Consider the following 23,802-nt stretch of genomic DNA (forward strand, 5'->3'; position numbering starts at 1 on the left):
CCTGGTGTTGGCGTATAGGTATAGGTTCCATTTGCATTTACTACTACCGTACCGTTAGTTGGCACTGTAGTTACGGTGAAAGTTAACGGATCGCCATCTACATCACTTGCAGTTATGCTTCCATTTGCAGGTGTATCCTGAGCGGTGGTAAGCGCAGCTGCTGTTGCTACAGGCAGATCATTTACCGGCGTAACCGTTACATTGATGGTTACCGTTACTATACCCCCATTTCCATCGCTCACACTCACCGTAAATACATCCGTTCCGTTGTAGTTGGTATCTGGTGTATAGGTGTAGGTTCCATTGGTATTTACCACTACTGAACCATGAGCAGGAGTTGCCGTTACCGTAAAGGTTAGTGGATCACCATCCGCATCTGTTGCAGTGATGGTTCCATTAACAGGGGTATCTTCTGGTGTTGTAATGGCCGGAGCACTCGCTATTGGTGCATCGTTCACATTGGTAATGGTTACCGAAACAGGCACCTGTACTGTTCCTCCTTTGCCATCGCTTACCGTTATGGTAAAGGTGTCGTTACCCACGTAGCCCGCCGCTGGTGTATAAGTATATGTTCCATCTGGATTTACCACTACCGTACCGTTTGCTGGTATCGTAGTTACGGTAAAGGTTAATGGATCACCATCTACATCCGTTGCTGTAATGGCTCCGCTTACTGGCGTATCTTGTGTTGTGGTTATCGGCGCTGCTGAGGCTACTGGCAAGTCGTTAACAGCATTTATGGTTATGTTGATGGTTACTGCAACTGTTCCGCCCTTGCCATCGCTTACTGCTATCGTAAATACATCAGTTCCGTTATAGTTGGCGGCAGGTGTATAAACATAAGTGCCGTCTGGGTTTACCACTACTGTTCCATGTCCCGGCGGAGTAGTTACCGCATAAGTTAATGGATCACCATCCGGATCGCTGGCATTTATAGTTCCGTTACCTGTATTATCCTCATTTATCGTAAGCGGTGCTGCTGTTGCTATAGGAGGACGGTTATCGATAATATCTACTACAGCCGGAATAGTACTCGCTGTAATTAAAGGGTTATCGGTTGCGGCATCCATTGTTAATACAACTGTTTCAGTGCCTTCAGCTAAGTTATCGTCTAACACTGGAACTGTTAAGGTAGCAGTAGTCTGACCTGCCAGAATAGTAATGGTATTTGGCAAAGCGGTATAATCTGCTCCAGCTGTAGCGGTACCCGAAACATTGAACGTTATTTTCGTATCTACATTAGATGCGGTGCTCAAGGTAAAGGTAAACTGACCTGGAGTAGCAGGTTCTGCTCCGTTGGTTGTTGCTGCAACTGTTACAGTAGCTTTGCTGTTATCAATAATATTAATGGTTGCAGGTGTATTGCTTGTGGTAACCAAAGGATTGTTTGAGGTTAGTAAGGTCGCAATCACTGTTTCATTACCCTCAATAAATGCATCGGCTAATACCGGTACACTTATGGTAGCCGTAGTTTGACCTGCCGGGATAACAATGGTTTTAGGTGTTATGGTAGTGTAATCTGTGCCTTCGGTTGCTGTACCGCTTAAACCGAATGTGATTTGGGTATCGGTTGCAGCAGGCTTGCTCAGGTTGATGGTGAATGTACCATTTACAGGGCCATTTTCTTTTCCATCTAATCCTGCCACAATGGTTGCCGTGGCCTGATCATTGTCTACAATGGTAGTGGTTACACTTGATGTGGCTATAGTTACCAAACCGCCAGTTATATTACTAATGGTTGCAGTATAGTCTTCATTTCCTTCTACAATACCATCATCAGTTATATCTATCGTAAAGGTTAAAATTGTACCTGCAGCAGCACCCGCCGGGAACTGTAAAGTTCCTGATTTAGCGGTATAGTCGCTTCCTGCCAATGCCGTACCATTTGCTGTAGCGTAATCTACCGTGAAGGCATTTTGTACGCCCGCACTTAAGGTTACCGAATAAGTTATTGTACCCGCAGCTTCATTTACTGTTGGTGCAGCAGAGATACTCACTGTAGCGGTATTATTATCGGTAATATTGATGGTTGCCGGTACATTACTCACCGCAATCAATGGGTTATTGCCCGAAACTAAAGTAGCTACTACATTTTCAACCCCTTCTACTATTGCATCTGCCAATACCGGAATGTTAAAGGTAATCGAGGTTGATCCTGCAGGAATAGTCACCGTTTTAGTTATAATGGTGCTGTAATCTGCTCCTTCTGTTGCGCTTCCGCTAAGGGCATAGGTAATCTGTGTATCTGTAGCCGAAGGTGCACTTAGGCTTACACGGAATACACCCGCAACCTGCCCAGCTTCTGCTCCATCATTTACTGCTGCAATGGTGGCAATGGAAGAACCATTATCAATAATATTGACTGTTGCAGGTGTTGTGCTTGCCGAAATAGCGGCATTATCAGTTGTTGGGTCTAAGGTGATAATAACTGTTTCGCTTCCCTCCACAATGTTATCATTCAATACCGGAACCGATAAGGTTACCGAAGTTTGTCCGGCAGGGATAACAATGGTTGATGGTAAAACGGTATAATCAATTCCACTTGTTGCAGTACCCGTAACCTTAAAGGTAACGCGTGTATCTGAAGTAGAGGCATTGTTTAAGCTGAAGGTAAACAAGCCTGGCGTAGCAGGTTCTGCCCCATCGTTAGTGGCATTAACTGTTACTAATCCGCTTGTATTATCTAAAATATTAAGGGTTGCAGGCGTGTTATTTACCGTAACCGTGGCATTGTTTGAAGCTGTTAAGCTGGCAATAACGGTTTCGGTTGGTTCAATCGTATTATCTGCAATTACCGGAATGTTAATGGTTGCCGTTGTTTGTCCGGCTGGAACCACAATTGTTTTGGTCGTAATGGTGGTGTAATCACTTCCTTCTGTTGCTGTTCCTGCTAAGGTATAGGTTAACTGGGTATCAGTTGAAGAAGGATTGCTTAAAGTAACGACAAAAGTTCCTGCTACAGGTCCATTTTCATTTCCAGTTGTTCCGGCGGCAATACTGGCCACCGAAGCATCATTATCGGTAATGGTTAAGGTAGCCGTACCGTTTCCAATTTTAACCAGGCCTCCGGTTACGTTGGCAATAATGGCATTGAAGGTTTCTGTTGGCTCTGCCACATTATCATCAATAATTGGAACAGTAAAGGTTAAGCTTGCTCCCGCAGCAGATCCCGCAGGGAAGTTTAAGGTACCACTGGTTTTGGTGTAATCTGATCCGGCTATGGCTGTTAGATCTGCGGTAGTGTAATCTACGCTGAAACCGTTCTGTACTGCGCCGCTTAAAGTCACTTTAAAGGTTGCTGTACCCGCTGCTTCATCTACACTTACGGTAGTTACCGAAATGGTTACGGATACCGAGTTGTCATCTAAAATATTGATGCTTGCAGGTGTGTTGTTAACAGTAACCTTGGCATTGTCTGTACTCACTAAAGTAGCTACAACTGTTTCTGCACCTTCTACTATATCATCGGCTAAAACCGGAATAGTTAAAGTAGCAGATGTTTGTCCGGCTGGTATGGTAATGGTTTTAGAAACCGTGGTGTAGTCATTGCCTTCATTAGCTGTTCCGGCCAGACTAAAGGTTACCTGCGTATCTGTTGCAGATGGATTACTGATTTTAACGGTGAATGTTCCATTTACAGGTCCATCTTCATTTCCATCTGTAGCAGCCAGAATACTTGCCACTGCATTATCGTTATCGGTGATGCTCACCGTTGCCGGTGATGTTCCGATGGTTACGATTCCGCCAGTGATACCACTTAAGGCTGCAGAGAAGTTTTCTGCAGTTTCTACTAAATTATCGTCGTTAATGGCTACGGTAAATGTTAAACTGGTTCCTGCTGCTGAATTAGCCGGGAAAGTTAAGGTGCCATTGGTTGCGGTGTAATCTGTGCCTGCTGTTGCAGTTCCATCTGCGGTAGCATAGTTTACAGTAAATCCATTTTGAACACCCTGGTTAAGCGTAACGGTAAAGGTCGCTGTACCGGCATCTTCATTAATAACCGGATTAGTTGCAATACTTACTGTTGCAACATCTTCATCGATAATGTTAATCGTTGCCGGAGAGGTTGACACCATAATGGCTGGATTGTCTGTTGCCGTTAAGGTTGCAATTACTGTTTCTGTTCCTTCTGCCAATACGTCTTCCAAAACTGGAATGGTAATGCTGGCAGTGGTTTCTCCAGCAGGGATCACAATCGTTTTGTTAACCGCGCTAAAGTCGGTACTTTCTGTAGCCGTACCAGCAAGCGTAAAGGTTAAAGTAGTTGGCGTTGCAGAAGGATTGCTTAAGGTAATGTTGAATTTACCGCTAACCAATCCATTTTCATTGGCATCGCCGCCTGGTGTAATGGTCACCAATGAGTTATCATTATCGGCAATAGTAACTGTTGCCGGACTGGTTCCAATGGCTACATCTGCGCCTTGAACATTACTCAATCCAACAGTAAACGATTCTGATTTCTCTACCAGTTGGTCATCAATAATCGGAATATTTACGGTAAGCGTTGTACCTGCCGGAGAATTTGCCGGGAAGGTTAACGTTCCGCTGGTTGAAGTATAGTCTAATCCGGCAAGTGCTGTTCCATTTGCTGTAGCATAATCGACAGTAAAGCTGTTTTGAACGGCAATATTTAATACTACCGATAAGCTTACTGTACCTACACCCTCGCCCACACTTGGCGCACTGATGGAGATACTAACGTTCGCAGTATTGGCATCAATGATATTGATGCTTGCTGGCGTATTATTAATATTAATTAACGGATTGCTCGAAGTGGTTAAAGTAGCAATAACGTTTTCAGTACTCTCGGCTACCGCATCTACCAATACTGGGATGTTAATGGTGGCTGTGGTTTGGCCGGCAGGAATAGTAACTGTTTTAGTGGTAATGGTGGTGTAATCAGTTCCCTCGGTTGCCGAGCCACCTAAGGTATAGCTAATCTGCGTATCTGTAGCCGATGGTTTGGTTAATTCTACTATGAAAGTACCATCTGCAGGGCCGGTTTCATTTCCGTTTGATCCTGCTTTTATAGCTGCTGTTGACGTATCATTATCGGTAATGGTTACCGTTGCAGTAGCAGTACCAATAGTTACTAAACCGCCCTGAATATTACTTAATGTTGCAGAGAAGGATTCACTTGGTTCTACCAGGTTATCATCAATAATGGGAACACTGAAAGTTAACACTGCTCCCGCCGGAGAATTTGCCGGGAAGGTAAGTGTCCCTGTAGAAGCGGTGAAATCCAATCCTGCCGTTGCGGTTCCATTCGAAGTATTGTAATCTACACTAAATGGTGTTTGCACAGCAGTATTTAAGGTTACGGTAAAGGTTGCAGTACCAGCGCCCTCGTTAATAGTTGGCAGTGTACTGATGCTTACCGAAGCCGTGTTATTGTCTAAAATATTGATGCTTGCTGGTGTATTATCAACGGTAATACCAATGTTGTTTGTACCTGATAAGATAGCCCTAACCGTTTCTACTCCTTCAACTACAGCATCTGCCAGAACCGGTATCACAATAGTTGCACTGGTTTGTCCGGCCGGAATGGTTACCGTTTTCGCGGCTATGGTGCTGTAATCGGCACCTTCCGTTGCGGTTCCATTTAAGGTGTAATTAATCTGGGTATCTGTAGATGACGGATGGCTGATGGTTACCGTGAACGTGCCATTAACCGGACCGCTTTCATTGCCATTTGTACCAGCGGTAATGGTGGCCACTGCGGTGTCGTTATCGGTAATGTTTACTGTTGCAGGAGTGGTTGATGCTGTAATAGCCGTGTTGTTGGTGGCAGCGGTCATGGTTAAAATTACCGTTTCTGTACCTTCAACAGTATCATCGTCTAACACAGGAACATCTAGGGCTACCGAGGTTTGACCAGCAGGAATAGTTACTGATGTACCAATAGTGGTATAATCAGCTCCTGCCACTGCGGTACCTGTAATGCTATAGGTTATTTGGGTATTGGTGGTTGCCGGGTTGCTTAAAGTAAAGATGAAGCGCCCTGGGGTACCTGGCTCTGCACCATCTGTTGCCGCCAATACAGTAACCGTTGCCTTGGTATTATCTGTTATTGCAATTGTGGCAGCAGCATTGTTAAGGGTAACTAATGGATTATTACTAGCAGTTAAGGTAGCAATAACGGTTTCATCACCTTCAATAATATCATCGGTTAATACCGGAATATTTAGGGTAGCTGTTGTTTGTCCTGCCGGGATGGTAACCGTTTTAGTTACTATGCTGGTATAATCTGTTCCTTCTACAGCGGTACCTGCTAAAGTAAAGGTAAGTTGCGTATCGGTTGCCGAAGGATTGCTTAAAGTAACCACAAATGTTCCGTTCGCCGGGCCGTTTTCAGTTCCATTTACCCCCGCAGCGATAGTGGCTACAGCCGTGTCATCATCTGTTAAATTCAACGTTACCGGAGTAGTATTGGCGGTAATGGCTGGGTTATTAGTGGCTGATGCCATAGTCAGAATGATCGTCTCAGTTCCTTCAACCAGGTTATCGTTTACTACAGGAACAGCTACCGTAGCCGAAGTTTGTCCAGCCAGAATAGTAACTGTTGCCGCAAGAGGTGTATAATCGCTTCCACTGGTAGCTGTACCACTAACGGCAAAGGTAATCTGAGTGTCTGTTGTTGATGTGTTGCTCAGTGTAAAGGTAAATTGTCCTGCTGTACCCGGTTCTGCAGCGGCAGTTGTTGCTGCTACATCTACTGTTGCGGTGGTGTTATCAGCAATATTAATCGTTGCCGGAGAGGTATTAACCGTAACCAATGGATTGGCAGAAGTAGTTAATGTGGCAATTACTGTTTCCGTTGGCTCCACTATCGCATCAGCTTTCACCGGAATAATAATGGTGCCTGTGGTTTGTCCGGCCGGAATAATAATGGTTTTGGTTACAATAGCCGTATAATCATTTCCTTCAGATGCGGTTCCGGTTAATGTATAATTAACAGGCGTATCTACAGATGATGCTGCACTTAGCGTTACGGTAAAGCTTCCATTAACCGGTCCATTCTCATCGCCCTGGTTACCCGCAGCAATAGTGGCTGTGGAAACATCATTATCGGTAATTTCTACTGTTGCCGGCGCAGTTGAAGCTGTAATCGCCAGATTATTGGTTGCCGCAGTCATGGTTAAGATCACCGACTCGGTACCTTCTGCAATCGCATCATCAATTACAGGAACAAATACTGTTGCTGTAGTTTGTCCGGCAGGAATAGTTACTGTAGTACCAACGCTGGTATAATCTGATCCACTAGTTGCCGTACCGCTAACACCAAAAGTAATTTGCGTATCTGTTGAAGAAGCATTGCTTAAAGTGAAGGTAAACTGCCCCGGAGTACTTGGTTCGGCACCATTCGTCGTTGCTGATACAGTTACCGTAGCGGTGGTATTGTCTGTAATGTTGAGTGTTGCCGGTGTATTATTTATCGTTACCAGTGGATTGCCCGAAGCCGTAAGTGTTGCCACCACCGTTTCATTGCCTTCCACCAAATTATCTGTTAATACCGGGATAGTAATGGTTGCGGTGGTTGCTCCTGCCGGAATAGTAATCGTTTTGGTTAGAATCGAGGTATAATCCGTTCCCTCAGTTGCAGTACCTGCTAAGCTGAAGGTAACCTGTGTATCTGCTGAGGAAGGCTTACTCAACGTAACGGTAAAGACACCATTTGTTGGCCCATTTTCACTTCCTTGCGTAGTAACGGCTATTGATGCTTCTGAGCTATCGTTATCAATAATAGATGCTGTAGCCGTTGCATTACTAATCACCACCACATTAGAACTGATGTTACTCAATGTTGCGGTAAAGGTTTCTGTAGGCTCGGCGATGTTATCGTCAACAATAACCACATCAAAAGTTCGCGTTGTGCCCGCAGGAGAATTTGCAGGGAAACTTACTGATCCGGGGATTGCCGTAAAATCCTGAGGTGCAACTGCTGTACCATTCGCAAAGGTATAATCTACAGTAAACGCATCCTGAGCGGCATTATTTAAAGTTACCGTAAAAGTTGCTGTTCCATTTTCATTTACCGTTGGGGTAGTAGAAATACTCACACTTGCCGAGTTAGCATCTAAAATGCTGATGGTAGCACCAGTATTATTTACGGTAATTTGAGGGTTATTGGTGGTTGATAGCGATAAGATTACCGTTTCTGTTGGCTCTGCAATGGCATCCTGAATAACAGGAATGGTAATGGTAGCTGTAGTTTGGCCAGCAGGAATGATTACCGTTTTAGGAGATAGTGTTTGAAAATCTACTCCTTCTGTTGCTGTAGAGGCAGAACTTCTGCTATAGATAATCTCTGTATCGGTTGAAGAAGGATTGCTTAACGTTACGATAAAAGTTCCGTTAACCGGACCTGTTTCATTGCCGTTAATTCCAGGTGCAAGTGAGGCAATCGAACTATCATTATCAATGATGGATACAGGAGCTGTTGCCGTACCAATGGTTACCAATCCTCCTGTTGGGTTAGCTATTGATGCGCTAAAAGTTTCTGAAGCTTCCACCAGGTTATCATCATTAACAGGCACTTCAAAAGTTAAGGTAGCGCCTGCAGCAGATCCTGCCGGGAAGGTTAAAGTACCACTTGTAGCGGTATAGTCTGCTCCTGAAAGCGCTGTTCCGTTTGTTGTGGCGTAATTTACACTAAATGCATTTTGAACGGCTGTACTTAAAGTAACCGTAAATACTGCCGTACCTGCGTCTTCATTAATGGTAGCAGCTGCAGAAATACTTACCGTAGCACTGTTATTGTCTAAAATATTTATGCTTGCAGATGTACTGTTAACGGTTACCAATGGATTGTTAGAAGTTCCCAATGTGGCAATAACGGTTTCAGTACCTTCTACAATGGCATCACTACTTACCGGAATGGTGATTGTTCCAGTAGTTTGACCAGCAGGAATGGTAATGGTCTTGGTAATGATGTTACCAAAATCACTTCCTTCGGTCGCCGTACCGGTTAAAGTATAGGTAATGGTGGTTGGATTGGCTGATGGATTGCTTAAGGTAACCACAAAAGTTCCGTTTACCGGTCCATTTTCATTTCCGGTTACTCCGGCGGCAATGCTGGCCACTGAGGTATCATTATCAGCTATATTAATGCTGGCTGGGTTCGTATTGGCCGTTATAGCTGCATTTCCGCTAACGCTTGTAATGGCTAAAATCACTGTTTCTGTTCCTTCGGCAATGTTATCATCTAAAACCGGAACAGCTAACGTTGCTGTAGTCTGGCCTGCCGGAATGGTGATTGAAGTTCCCAGCGCAGAATAGTCAGCGCCACTGGTCGCCGTCCCATTTACCGAGAAGTTAATCACAGTATTGGTAGTAGACACGTGGCTCAAGGTAAAGGTAAATTGTCCTGCTGTTGTAGGTTCCGCACCATCGGTTGTAGCCGCTACACTTACTGTTGCAGTGGTATTATCTAATATGTTTAGGGTTGCAGGTGTGGTATTTAAAGTAATTGCAGGGTTATCTGAAGTGCCCAGTGTGGCAATAACGGTTTCTGTACCTTCTAAAATGGCATCGGCCAGAACCGGAATGGTAATGGTAGCCGAAGTTTGACCTGCAGGTATGGTTACCGTTTTCACCGTAATATTACTGTAATCACTTCCTTCTGAAGCAGTACCTGCCAGGGTATAGGTAATCTTAGTATCTGTAGCTGAAGGATTGCTGATGGTTACAGTGAAAGTTCCATTAACTGGGCCGTTTTCATTGCCGGCAATACCTGGCGTAATGGAAGCTACAGCAGTATCATTATCATTGATGGTGCTTACCGCAGTGGAATTGGCAATCGTTACCAGTGTACCAGAAACGTTGCTGATGGTTCCAGAGAAAGTTTCTGCTGATTCGAGTAAGTTGTCATCTATAATCGGAACATTAAAGGTAAGCGCGGTACCTGAAGTAGATCCTGCCGGGAAGGTAATGGTTCCGGTAGTTGATGTAAAATCTGTACCCGATAAGGCTGTTCCGCTAAAGGTGCTGTAATCTACTGTAAATGCGCTTTGTACCGCACCCGTTAAGGTTACCGTAAAGGTGGCGTTTCCAGCTCCTTCTGTTACAGAGGAAGGTGTTGCCGAGATACTCACTGTGGCCACATCATTATCAGTGATGGTGCCAATGCCTTCAGCTTGTGATATGGTTATCGGACTCACAGCCCCACTTAAGGTCACTTTAAAGTCTTCTGTACTTTCTCTAACGTTATCGTCAAGAATCACCACAGAAATGGTTTGCGTTGCGCCGTTAACAGATCCCGCAGGGAAAGTAATGGTTCCGGTTTTTGCGGTATAGTCGCTTCCTGCTAATGCAGTATTGTCTGAAGTGGTATAGTTTAATACAATTGGTTCCTGGGTATTTCCAGTAAGGGTAACGGTAAATACCATGCTACCTACATTCTCTCCCGCAGTAACACTGTTAATGGCCACGCTCGCGGCATCATTATCGTTAATTGTTCCAGTTCCTGTTGAGCCCACTGCCGGGATAGTAACCGGAGCGCCTGCGCTAACACCAGTTAAACTAACAGTAAAGGTTTCGGTTGGCTCTGCAACATTATCGTTTAAAATTGGAACAGTAAAGGTTTGGGTAGCACCATTTACCGAACCCGCAGGGAAAATTACTGAACCTGTTGTGGCCGTATAGTCTGATCCAGCCAGGGCTGTACCATTGGCTGTTGTATAGTTTACTGAAAACGTATTTTGTACATTGCCTGTCAAGGTAACGGTGAAAGTGGCTGTGCCAGCGCTTTCATTTACAGAAACGCTGTTTACGGCTACTGTTGCTCCATCGTCGTCGGCAATATTAACCGTTGCTGGTGTATTGCTTACCGTAATAGCACTGTTGTTGGTAGATGCCAGCGTTAAAATTACCGTCTCATTACCTTCTGCAACATCGTCGTTAAGTACGGGTACGCTAAGCGTGATGCTCTTCTGCCCTGCCTGAATAACGATAGAAGTTCCAATAGCGGTATAATCCGTTCCGCTGGTTGCCGTTCCGCTTACCGTAAAGTTAACGGTTGTTGGAGTAGCCGCAGCATTGGTTAAGCTAAAGGTGTATAAACCCGAGGTAGCAGGCTCTGCCCCATTTGTGGTTGCCGCAACGCTTACAACGGATGTTGTACCGTCTAAAATATTAATGGTTGCTGGTGTATTGCTAATAGCTACAGTGCCATTGTTTGAGGCTGTTAAAGTAGCAATAACGGTTTCATTTCCTTCAACCAGTACATCGCTTAATACCGGAATGGTAATGGTAGCTGTAGTTTGTCCTGCCGGGATGGTAACCGTTTTAGTGGTTATCGTGCTGTAGTCTGTTCCTTCTGTAGCTGTTCCTGTCAGGGTATAAGTAAGCTGTGTATCGGTAGCCGAAGGATTACTTAAGGTAACGGTAAAGCTACCCGATACAGGACCATTTTCATTGCCTGTAGTGCCTGCAGTGATGCTTGCTGTTGAAGGATCATTGTCGACAATATTAACTGATGCAGTCGCATTTGCAATAATCACTACTCCTCCTGTAATGCCTGTCAGGGTTGCACTAAAATTTTCTGTAGTTTCTGCAATGTTATCATTGATAATTGGAACAGTAAAGGTTTTGGTTGTCCCTGCTGCCGAACCTGCGTCGAAAGCTAAGGTTCCGGTAGTAGTGGTGAAATCTGTTCCGGCAATTGCCGTTCCGTTATTGGTTGTGTAATTTACATTAAAGGCATTTTGAACGGCATTATTTAGGGTTACCGTGAAAGTAACCGTACCATCGCCTTCGTTAACACTCGTCGGGGCAGAGATACTCACACTTGCCGTATTCGCATCTAAAATATTAATGTTGGCCGCTGTGGTGTTAACCGAAACTAATGGGTTATTGGATGTACCCAGGGTGGCAATAACCGTTTCTGTACTTTCAGTAATCGCATCGGTTAATACCGGAATAGTTATGGTAGCCGAGGTTTGTCCGGCTGGTATGGTAATTGTTTTTGGAGTAACCGTAGTATAATCGCTTCCTTCTGTTGCCGATCCGCCTAATGTAAAACTGATTTGTGTGTCTACTGCAGCAGGATTGCTCAAAGTTACTACAAAGGTTCCGTTCACTGGTCCGCTTTCATTTCCGTTTTGTCCGGCGGTAATCGTTGCGGTTGCCGTGTCATTATCTATAATATTGATAGTTGCAGGACTAGTGCTTGCCGTAATGGCGGCATTGCTCGTAGCTGCCGTCATGGTGAGGATAACCGTTTCCACGCCCTCTACCAGATTATCATCTTTTACAGGGACAGATAAGGTTGCGCTAGTTGCGCCTGCCGGAATCACAATGCTGGTGCCAATCGAAGTATAGTCGGTTCCGCTGGTTGCCGATCCTCCTACTGTAAAGTTGATCGTAGTTGGTGTTGTGGCAGCGTTGCTTAACGTAAAAGTATATAAACCGTTGGTTGAAGGTTCGGCCGCATTGGTAGTTGCGGCTACTGTAACCGTTGAAGTGGTATTGTCTGTTATATTTAAGCTTGCCGCTGTATTGTTGATCGAAACCAATGGATTGTTAGAAGTACCTAAAGTAGCAACTACTGTTTCCGTCCCTTCAACCAAATTATCTGCACTTACCGGGATAGTAATGGTAGCAGTAGTTTGTCCGGCCAATATGGTTACCGTTTTTATGGTGATATTAGCATAATCACTGCCTTCTGTTGCCGATCCTGATAAAGTATAAGTAATTTGGGTATCTGTTGCAGCAGGGTTGCTTAGGCTTACAATAAATGTCCCGTTTGCCGGACCACTTTCACTTCCATTTGTCCCAACAGCAATGCTGGCAATGGAAGTATCATTATCATTGATGTTTACAGTGGCAGGTGTTGTACTTGCTGTAATTAATGTGTTGCTGGTTGAAGCAGCCATTGTTAAAATCACCGACTCAACTGGTTCAGCAATATTGTCATCTAATACAGGAACAGTTAAGGTAGCTGTGGTTGCTCCGGCTGGAATGATGATGCTTGAACCCAGGGCAGTAAAATCTGCTCCGCTGGTAGCCGATCCTGATATTGTAAAGTTAACGGTTGTTGGAGTTGCGCTGGCTTTGCTCAGGGTAAATGTAAACTGGCCATTGGTAGAGGGCTCTGCGCCATTGGTAGAGGCCGCTACAGTTACTGTCGATACATCATCATCCGCAATATTTAAGGTAACCCCTGTGGTGCTGGCAGTAATGGCTGCATTGTTAGTGGCCGCCGTCATGGTAAGAATCACCGTTTCGGTTCCTTCCACAATTTGATCATTAATTACGGGCACTGCAAGTGTTGCCGTAGTTGCTCCTGCCGGGATGGTAATAGAAGTACCGATTGCCGAAAAGTCTGTTCCACTGGTTGCACTTCCGGTTACGGTAAAGTTAACTGTAGTGGCTGTAGTGCTCGCCTTGCTCATGGTAAAGGTAAACAAACCATTTGTTCCCGGCTCAGCAGCATTAGTCGTGGCCACCAGGGTAATCGTAGCGCTGTCGTTATCCGTAATATTTACTGTAGCAGTAGCAGGCGTAACTGTAATTCCTGCATTATCTGTTGCAGCACTAAAAGTTAAAATAACATTCTCGGTTCCTTCAATTAACTGGTCATCGGTTATCGTTACCGGAATTGTTGCAGTGGTGCTTCCTGCCGGGATCACTACCGAAGTACCGATGCTTGCATAGTCTGTTCCGTTTGTTGCCGATCCACCCACAGTAAAGGTAACCGTGGTAGGTGTAGAACTAGCTTTACTCATGGTAAAGGTAAATGCACCATTGGTGGATGGTTCTGCACCATTCGTCACCGCCACATCAATGGTTGCCGTATCATCATCGGTAATGTTTAAGGTTACCGGGGTTGTACTTGCCGTAATTGCCGTGTTGCTCGTTGCGGCAGCCATGGTTAAAATAACCGTTTCTGTACCTTCAACAATCTGGTCGTTAATTACCGGAACAGATACCGTTGCGGTAGTTGCGCCAGCTGGGATAATTACAGCGGTTCCGATAGAAGTGTAATCGGTACCACTGATGGCTGAGCCACTAACGCTATAATTTATGGTTGTTGCTGTAGCGCTGGGTTTGCTCAGGGTAAAGGTAAACAAGCCATTTGTACCTGGTTCTGCAGCATTTGTGGTTGCTGCTACAGTTACTGTGGCTACGTCATCATCGGTAATGTTCATGCTTACAGGGGTAGTACTCGCTGTAATGCCTGTATTACTTGTTGCAGCAGTCATGGTTAAGGTCACCGTTTCTGTACCCTCCACCAAATTGTCATCTATTACAGGTAAACTAACTGTAGCCGTAGTAGCACCTGCAGGGATCACCACTGGGTTAGCAATCGCCGTAAAGTCGGTTCCACTGGTTGCCGATCCACCCAACGTATAACTGATGGTAGTAGGTGTTGCACTGGCCTTACTCATGGTAAAAGTAAATACTCCATTGGTAGAAGGCTCGGCAGCATTGGTAGTTACAGCCACACTTACCGTTGCCTGATCGTCGTCGGCAATATTTACCGTAGCTGTTGCATTGGCTGGTGTTGGCGTAACGCTAACACCATTGGTAGCCGAGGTTAAGGTTAAAACTACCGTTTCAGTTCCTTCAACAATCTGATCGTTAATTACGGTGACCGGAACAACTACAGAAGTGCTTCCGGCAGGGATCGTAGCCGTACCTGTTAAAGCGGTAAAGTCTGTACCTGACGTTGCAGAACCTGATACGCTATAACTCACTACCGTGGCATTGGTACTTGCATTCTGAATGCTGATTGTATATGCCCCATTAGTAGCTGGCTCTGATGCGTTTGGAGAACTCGCCACAATACTGGCATAGTTACTTACCGCAACTGCACTGTTATACGCAATGTTATTACAATTTTCGTTTGCTGTTCCGTTTTTACATTCCTGATGTGGATCTGTAGGTGAACTTGCGGTATTTGGATCAGTAGCATCCGGATCGGTTGTATCGGCCGGACGAATCATACTTGCCTCAACGGCGATAGTTTTTCCGCCCAATGCAGTACCCACCGTACCTACAATAGTGTAGGTAGCTGTTGAGCCACTGCTCATATCTAATTTAGAATTGAAAACAGTTCCTGAATTCGTAGCACCACTTTGCTGACTTACGGTTCCGGTTGATGAAGTGATGTTCGCTGAAGTAATGGTGAAGCCGGCTGGTGCAATAAACCTAAAGCCAGCACCTGTAACGGCACTCGTACTCCCTATTGCCGAATTATTAACGTTCTCTACAACTACAGTGTAAGTAACGGTACTGCCAATTGCAGCCGGAGCTGTAAATGATGGCGTAATACTGGTTGTTTTTAAATCGGCTACGGCGATATTTACGCTTACGGGTTGAACCACAGGGGTAGCTGAAATATATGCCCAGGTATCAAGCGTTTTCTCATTACCAAAATCATAAAGCCCGGTTCCGGCATTGGCAGAAGAGGTATTCTCAACGCCGCTTCCAGATGCCAGAGCGCCCCACTTATGTCCATTACTTATTGAAGAAATGCCGGTAGTTTGAGTTGAGGGACTAGAACTTCTGGAAAGTGATCCTGCACCCGAAATAGTCGAGTCATCCCAATAAACAACATTATTGTAAACGGTTGGATCTGTACTTGATGATTGTACATTGTAATTACCACTCGTTCCCTCTGTAAGCTCCACATTGATACCGTTAGGATTAATTTCCATATCAATAAAGGGAAAATGAACCTCAGCAGAGAACATTTTAACACTAATGCTACTGATTACAGTTCCAGCAGGTAGCTTATTTCCATTACCATCTCTTCCATCCCATGCTACACTGTTATTACCTGCATTGGCATCACCTCTGAGCACCCTGGGCGTTGGCGCAGGAATGGTAATTTCATACGTTCCATTTTCAGTAGAACTAAATGAGATAGTCCCACCCTTTTGACCTGCTTTCCCTGATGTCCCCTCTGCACCCGTTAAGGTCACATTAGAAATAACAGGATTAGTAGCGTTGCGTTTTAGCCAGGTAGTAGTAGAAGTTGAACCCAGGGTAACCGGCTGGTCTGTAGTTGGTAAATCGCCTGCTGGTTTCGTATAAAAGATTTTGTGCGTAACCTGAATAGACGGGCTGGTGATATCCTGAGTAGTGGGATCCTTGATCACGCCGGTTACGGAAGCCCGGTCTGATGCATTTAAACTCTTAAATGTTGGTGTCCCTGCTGCATTAACAACCCCTTTGTTGTTCGCAAAAAAAGTAAATCCAGCACCATTTATACCATTGGCCTTTACCTGATAGGCGCGCCCGTTTTTGGTGAGCACATATGTAATTCCGTAAAAACCAGTATTGAAATCAGAATTGTAAATAAAAAGGTTCAAAACATTCGCATATACACGACCCGGAATAAAAGCTGTTGCCCCTGAATTGGTAACCGAAATATCCCAGGCAGCAATAAAACTAACACTATTCCCCGTTGTCGGAGCCGTCCAGTCAGCATTGGCATCACGATCTGTAGTTCCAATTTCAGTGGTATTTACACCTGAGCTAGATTGATTTCCAACTGGTAGAAAATCAACTCTATAGATACCTGTTGATGGTGCAGTAACATATGCTGGCAGGTAACGAGCATTGTTACCATCAGCTGCACTTAATTTTGGCCCAGCTAATTCGAAGGCTCTTGTGCTAATTTTCCCAATAGTTCCAGAAGTAACTACAGGTATGTTCGTTCCCGTGGGAGAAGTTAATCTAATCCCAGCATTACCAACTCCCGCAGAACTAAATGCTAAAGCAATTCTTTCACCTGCCATAGCATAAACATAATGCGTACCCAATGTCTTAAAAGGCCATGAATTCAGTGTCGTACCATCTGTTGTATAGTCATTGCTATACAAATAAGCTCTGTTACCGGCTACTCCAGATGGATAAAGATCTTTACTACCATCAGCATAGCTGAGACTCATGTTTGCCAAAATCAGCAAAACTGCCAGTAAGGTAACTTTGCTATAATATAGCGAAAAATTCTTCGTTATAGTTGTAGGTTTAAAAATACTTTTCAAAGACGGGAATAGAAAGCGTAAACTTTTTTTCATAGACGGGACGATAAGATGCAAGGCTGATCCGGTATTAATTGTGTGTATCTATATTCCTACAAATACCCAAACAAAGTACGTCATTTCGTCTTAATCCTAACAAATACCCTAGCCTAAAAAAAGCATTCCCATAAGCTCTAAATAACTCATTGAAAGGCAAAAACATGCCTGAAAAAGGTTTTAATAAGCTTTTCCGTTCAGGATCAACACCACATTATTTATCAACAATCCATACTATTTCCACATCCTTAACGTTCGCGTAAACATCGAGACTCAAGTAAGTATTACTAAAACTACAAATAAAAACATAAAGATTGTACGCTTTAAAAATGTAAAATAGTATGATGGAAAATGGGTAGGCCACCCCGCTATCCAGTCCGTCTTGCATCAAAAAATGTAAAATGGTATGATGGAAAATGGTATAATGGAAAATGGAAAGGCGACCGCGCTATCCAATCCATCTTGCATCAAAAAATGTAAAATGGTATGATGGAAAATGGTATAATGGAAAATGGAAAGGCGACCGCGCTACCCAATCCCTCTTGCATCCAAAAAATGGAAAATGGTATAATGGGAAATGGAAAGGCGACCGCACTATCCAGTCCGTCTTGCATCAAAAAATGTAAAATGGTATAATGGAAAATGGAAAGGCGACCGCGCTACCCAGTCCATCTTGCATCAAAAAATGTAAAATGGTAAAATGGAAAATGGAAAGACCACCGCGCCATCAAATCCATCTTGCATCAAAAAATGTAAAATGGTATAATGGAAAGGCCACCACGCTATCCAGTCCATCTTACATCAATCCATCTTACATTAAAATCTTAAATTATGAAACACAAAATGGTATAATAGAAAGGCCACCCTGCTATTCAGTCCATCTTACATCAACCCATCTTACATTAAAATCTTAAATTATGAAACACAAAATGGTATAATAGAAAGGCCACCCCGCTATTCAGTCCATCTTACATCAACCCATCTTACATTAAAGTCTTAACTTATGAAACACAAAATGGCATAATGGAAAGGCCACCTCGCTAATCAGTCCATCTTACATCAATCCATCTTACATTAAAAATCTTACATCAATGCCCATGCTCCTCCTCTTCATTCTTCACCTTGCTTAAAAGATCATAAGTACCCTTAATCACCACCTGATGATCCTGTTCTGGCCTCAGAAAAGAGATTTGAGTATAGCCATTCTCTGCTATGCCGGTTTTTACCTCTGTCATTTTATACTGATGTTCAGCCACTTTTCGCTCAGGATTTTTTTCTGCCACAAACACGTATTTCTTGCCCTCAAATTCTACAATCGCCTCATCAGGAAGTGCATCAACCCTATTCATACCGCTCTCTACATAAGCCTTAAGGTACATACCAGGCAGCAGTTGCGTATCCTCCTGATCTAAATGACAGTGAATCTGAACCGTTCTTTCTTTGCTGATTTCCCGCCCAATCAGGTACACGGTAGCCAGGCGTTCTTTTTCTTCATTAGCTAAAGTAAAGCGTACCTTCTGACCAATTTTGAGCTTCGGCACATCTTTTTCAAACACCGTTAACTCTGCATGTAGGTGCTCGGTATCTGCTATCTTAAAAAGTAAATCTGTAGTGCTGGCAAAGGCTCCAATGTTGGTGTTTACCTGCGTAACATATCCGCCAATTGGCGCATAAAGATTAAAGGTTTTCAAAATCTGACCTGCCTCCAAAGCTTTGAAATTAATGTTTAGCAAAGAAAGCTTGGTTCGCTGCCCCAAAAGCCTGGCGCTTACACTCTGGTACTCGCTTCTGGCCTTTTGCAGAGCCTTTTTAGAGTTTACATTTTCTTTTGCCAGTTCTTCCTGCCGGTCTAGTTCCTGTTTTAAATACTGCAGCTGACTTTTATAATCCAGGTAATCCTGTTGCATTTGTATAAACTCCGGATTCTGCATTACAGCAACCAAAGCGCCCTTTTTTACCCGCATTCCCTGAAGCATATCCGTACTTTTCACAATACCTTCCAAAGGGGTAGATACAGATACCAGACTTTGAGGCGGAAGATCAAGCATACCATTTACCTTAGTAGTACCACTAAGTTCCTTTTGTGCTATGTAGCCTAAGGTAATACCGATTACTTGTTGCTGCTCGGGCGTAAGAGTTACGAGATCGCTTTCCGCATGAGCCTCCTCCTGCTCCGGTTCTTTTTCCTTTTTCGGCTCTGTACAGGCTGTTAAACTAACAGTAGAAATCAGGAGAAAATAAATAAGATGATAGATCGATTTCATATTATAATGATGAGATTTTACCGGTTAAAAATTCGATTTGATTGATACTTTGATTCAACTGGAGAAGTGCCAATAAACGCCCCTCAAAAATAGAATTGGCCTGTTTTAAGTTCAGCAGATATTCTGAATAACCGATCTCTCCATTTTGGTAAGCCAAACGGCTGTTTTTTAAAATTAAGGCGGCATTACTCCCGGCAGAATCTTTAAAATAAGCATAGCGCTCCTTATTCTTTAAGTATTCGTTTAGGCTTTGCTGATATTGGCTCTTAAACTGCTGCTGCCTGAGTGTCAACTCATTTCCAGCGATTTCTTTGTTTATATTTGCAGCTTTCGCTTTACTGGCATAAGCTTTATAAAACAATGGGATTGATAAGCCTAATTGAAAGCCCTGAAAACGCTTATCATTACCGAAATAAACTTCCGATCCGTTTACAGTCTGAAAACCGCTTAGGGATTGGTTAAAATAGCCTACAGTAATATCTGGCAATGCCTTAGCCTGTTCTACTTTTCTTTGTTTGGCCGCAACCACAACCTGTTGTTTAAGGTAAGCAAGTTCGGGGTTACCATGAATTAAAGAACTGTCGGCTTCCAGCGGGATTGATTTTTCCTTTAAATATTGATCTTCAAGTATTAATTCTTCCTTGCTGTTAACCAAGTACTGAAGCTGACTTTGATAAATTGCGATATCCAGGTGATTTTGTTCCAACAGGTTTTGCACCTCTTTCAACTGCGTCTCTGCGGTAACTTTTTCTAATAAGGTCCCTTCACCTGTTTTATACTTCATAGAAGCAGATTTAAGAAAGCCTTTATAAATAATATCTTGTTCATTTAGAAGCTTTTCTTTAGTATACAGGTACTGTAAATGCGTATAAACAGATTTCACTTGGTAAACCAGTTCATTTTTGGTAGAAGCCATTTTATACTCGCTTGCTTTCACCCTTTCGTTACCCAAGGCCGAGTTGGCGGAAAATAAGGTTGGAAAAGGAAGGGTCTGGCTAACCGTAAAATTGTTGTCGTTTTTCACCAAACTATTGTACTGGCCATACAGCAATCCAACATCTGTTTTGGGCAGTTCAAAAGAACCTTTACGAAGCTCTTCCTGCAAAGTAATATTTAATTGTGCACCGCTGATTGCCTTATTTTGCTGCAATGCTGAACTTATGGCTTGTTCCAGCGTTATGGATTTCGTTTGACCATATGCCGTAGAGAGCAAGAAGAATGGAATGATTACCAGCGGCCCCATCACAGGTTTAACCCTGATTTTTTTCCAAATCCCCTTCTCTACCCATATATACAATACGGGCAACACCAATAAGGTAAGTAGTGTGGCAGATAATAAGCCTCCAATTACTACTGTAGCCAATGGCCGCTGCACTTCAGCACCACTTCCAGAGGAAATAGCCATGGGTAGAAAGCCCAGTGAAGCCACAAGAGCAGTCATAATTACAGGTCGCAACCTCACCGCAGTGCCTGTTTTAATAATCACCAGAATATCTTTCATTCCTTCTTTTTTTAAGCGGTTAAACTCACTAATCAATACAATACCGTTGAGCACGGCTACGCCGAAAAGGGCTATAAAGCCTATCCCTGCCGAAATACTAAAAGGCATTCCTCTGGCCCAAAGGGCTAAAACTCCTCCAATGGCCGACAAAGGAATGGCCGTAAATATCAATAAGGCATGCTTTATGGATGAGAAAGTAAGGTAAAGCAGGAGCAGAATCAACAACAAAGCCAATGGTACGGCAATTCCAAGTCTTTTATTAGCCGCTTCCAGGTTTTCGAATGTTCCGCCATAGGTATTGTAATAGCCCGGGTCGTAATTGATTTCGGCATTCACCTTTTGCTGAATCTCTTTCACAATACTTTCTACATCTCTCCCCCTAACATTAAAGCCAACAGTAATTCTGCGTTTCGCATCATCTCTTTGAATCTGGTTAGGGCCTTCCTTATAATCAATATCGGCGAGCTGTTCTAAAGGAATCTGGTTTCCATTGGGGGCCGTTACAAAGAGATTTTTAACATCTTCTATCGACTGTCTGTTTTCTTTTTCCAATCGAATAACTAAATCAAAACGTTTTTCACCCTCAAAAACCAATCCCGCAACTTCACCAGCAAAACCAGCGCGGATAGCCGTATTAATATCTTCGATATTTAATCCAAATTGCGCAATCTTATCCCGATGGAACTTAATAATTACCTGTGGAAGCCCCGAAACCTGCTCTACATAAATGTCTTCTGCCCCTTCAGTTTTTCTGGCGATGCTACCGATCTTATTTGCGTAGTTGCTTAACTTGTTAAAATCCTCTCCATAAACCTTAACCACTACATCTTGTCTGGCCCCTGTCATCAGCTCATTAAAACGCATTTGAATGGGTTGTTGAAAGCCAAAAGTTACGCCCGGAATGTATTGTTCCAATTTCTGCTGCATCTTTTCTGCCAGCTCATCCCGATCTGAAGTACTCGTCCATTCAGCTTTATCTTTTAAAATAATCATCAGATCACAGGCTTCCACAGGCATGGGATCAGTGGGAATTTCCGATGAGCCAATCTTGCCAATAACCTCCTTCACTTCAGGAAAATGATCTTTAAGTACCTTTGCTGCACGTGTTGCAGCTTCAATGGTTTGAGATAAACTGCTGCCGGTTAATACTCTTGTTTCCACGGCAAAATCTCCTTCTTCTAAGGTCGGGATAAACTCTGAACCCAAATATTTGAAAATAACCAAACAACAAACGAATAATCCAAGCGCTACGGCTACGACTAAAACCCTCGCCTTCAGTGCAAAACTTAACATCGGCTGGTATAACCGCTGAAAAAAGGCCATAATCTTATCTGAAATATTTTTCCTGCTACTGATGGTTTTATTTAAAAACAAAGCACTCATCATCGGCACGTAGGTTAAAGAGAGAATAAAAGCCCCTAAAATGGCAAAACCTACCGTTTGCGCCATTGGTCTAAACATCTTTCCTTCAATGCCCACCAAGGCTAAAATGGGTAGATAAACAATGAGGATGATAATTTCTCCAAAGGCAGCGCTATTCCGGATTTTAGAAGCAGAAGCTAAAATTTCTGCATCCATTTCTTGCTGAGTCATCCGGATTTTGCTTTTCCGAAGCCCCAGGTGATGAAGCGAGGCCTCTACAATAATGACCGCTCCATCTACTATCAATCCGAAATCTATAGCTCCTAAGCTCATCAGGTTTCCACTCACACCAAATAAATTCATCAGGCAAACGGCAAACAACATGGCCAAAGGAATAACTGATGCCACGATAAGTCCCGCCCTAAAATTGCCCAATAACAGCACCAAAACGAAGATCACAATGAGCGCCCCTTCAGCCAGATTTTTGGTTACCGTACCTATGGCATTATTCACCAGTTTTGTCCGGTCAAGGAAAGGTTCAATCACAATACCCTCAGGCAAACTTTTAGCAATCTGCTCCATCCGCTCCTTTACATTGGCAATTACTTTTGATGAATTAGCCCCCTTCAACATCATCACTACCGCACCCACAACTTCTCCATCATCATTTCGGGTCATAGCTCCATATCTTGTAGCCGCACCAATTCTAACCGTTGCCACATTGCGGATCAAAACCGGAATGCTACTTTCATTTGTCCTCACTACAATGTTCTCTATATCTGGTATTCCCTTTATCAAGCCTTCGGTTCTGATAAAATAAGCATTGGGTTTCTTATCGATATAAGCTCCACCCGTATTTTGATTATTCTTTTCTAAAGCAGTAAAAATATCACGAATGGAAATATTCATGCTTCGCAGTTTATCTGGATTAATCGCGATCTCATATTGCTTCAGATAGCCTCCAAAACTACTTACATCTGCAATGCCCTCTACCCCTAAAAGCTGTCGCCTAACAATCCAATCCTGAATGGAGCGTAGAGCTGTTGCATCGTATTTTTTTTCGTACCCCTTTTTCGGATGGATTACATATTGGTAAATCTCACCCAAACCTGTTGTTAAGGGTGCTATTTCAGGTACGCCAATTCCCTTCGGAATACTCCGTCCCACTTCTGCAAGGCGTTCTGTTACCTGCTGCCGCGCCCAATAAATTTCTACCTCTTCCTTAAAAACAACCGTCACCACCGAGAGCCCAAATCTGCTGAAAGATCGAACTTCTTCAATCCCGGGGATGGTAGCCATGGTTTGTTCAACAGGGAAAGTCACGAAACGCTCAATATCCTCTGCGCCATTACTCGGCGAACTGGTAATAATCTGAACCTGATTATTTGTTATATCCGGAAGGGCATCTATTGGCAACTGATGGAGCGAATAAGCTCCCCAACCAATTAAAGCCAATATCATTATCCCCACAAGCAATTTCTGCTTAATAGAAAATTCAATTATGCTGTTTAACATATTCTAATAAAAATGAATCATTTAAAAAATAACCGCAATACTGCATAAGCTAGCGGCAACACGCTAATCAATGCTATTAAGTTATTAAAGGTCTTCGAAAAGCTCAACCTGAAAATGCTGATTGCTTAAC

General features: G+C 43.5%; 4 protein-coding genes. 1 reads left to right on the forward strand and 3 read right to left on the reverse strand.

What is annotated here, in order from left to right:
* Positions 1 to 17,030 (reverse strand): Calx-beta domain-containing protein (locus tag BMX11_RS03425; protein ID WP_090881453.1); only part of this gene is annotated, 17,030 nt, incomplete at its 3' end.
* Between the two features lie 431 nt (positions 17,031 to 17,461).
* Here BMX11_RS03425 and BMX11_RS24505 point away from each other — a divergent pair.
* Positions 17,462 to 17,656: a hypothetical protein gene (locus BMX11_RS24505; protein WP_217643798.1), complete on the forward strand. Its 195-nt coding sequence runs from the start codon at positions 17,462 to 17,464 to the stop codon at positions 17,654 to 17,656.
* 462 nt (positions 17,657 to 18,118) lie between these two features.
* On the opposite strand, the gene BMX11_RS03435 is transcribed toward BMX11_RS24505, so the two are convergent.
* On the reverse strand, positions 18,119 to 19,294 hold the full coding sequence (locus BMX11_RS03435) for an efflux RND transporter periplasmic adaptor subunit (protein ID WP_090881458.1): 1,176 nt from the start codon (positions 19,292 to 19,294) through the stop codon (positions 18,119 to 18,121).
* A gap of 1 nt (position 19,295) precedes the next feature.
* Positions 19,296 to 23,672, reverse strand: coding sequence for a CusA/CzcA family heavy metal efflux RND transporter (locus BMX11_RS03440; protein ID WP_090881462.1), 4,377 nt, complete (start codon positions 23,670 to 23,672; stop codon positions 19,296 to 19,298).
* Positions 23,673 to 23,802 lie beyond the last annotated feature (130 nt).

Source organism: Pedobacter rhizosphaerae (genome assembly GCF_900111155.1).
Lineage (GTDB): Bacteria > Bacteroidota > Bacteroidia > Sphingobacteriales > Sphingobacteriaceae > Pedobacter > Pedobacter rhizosphaerae.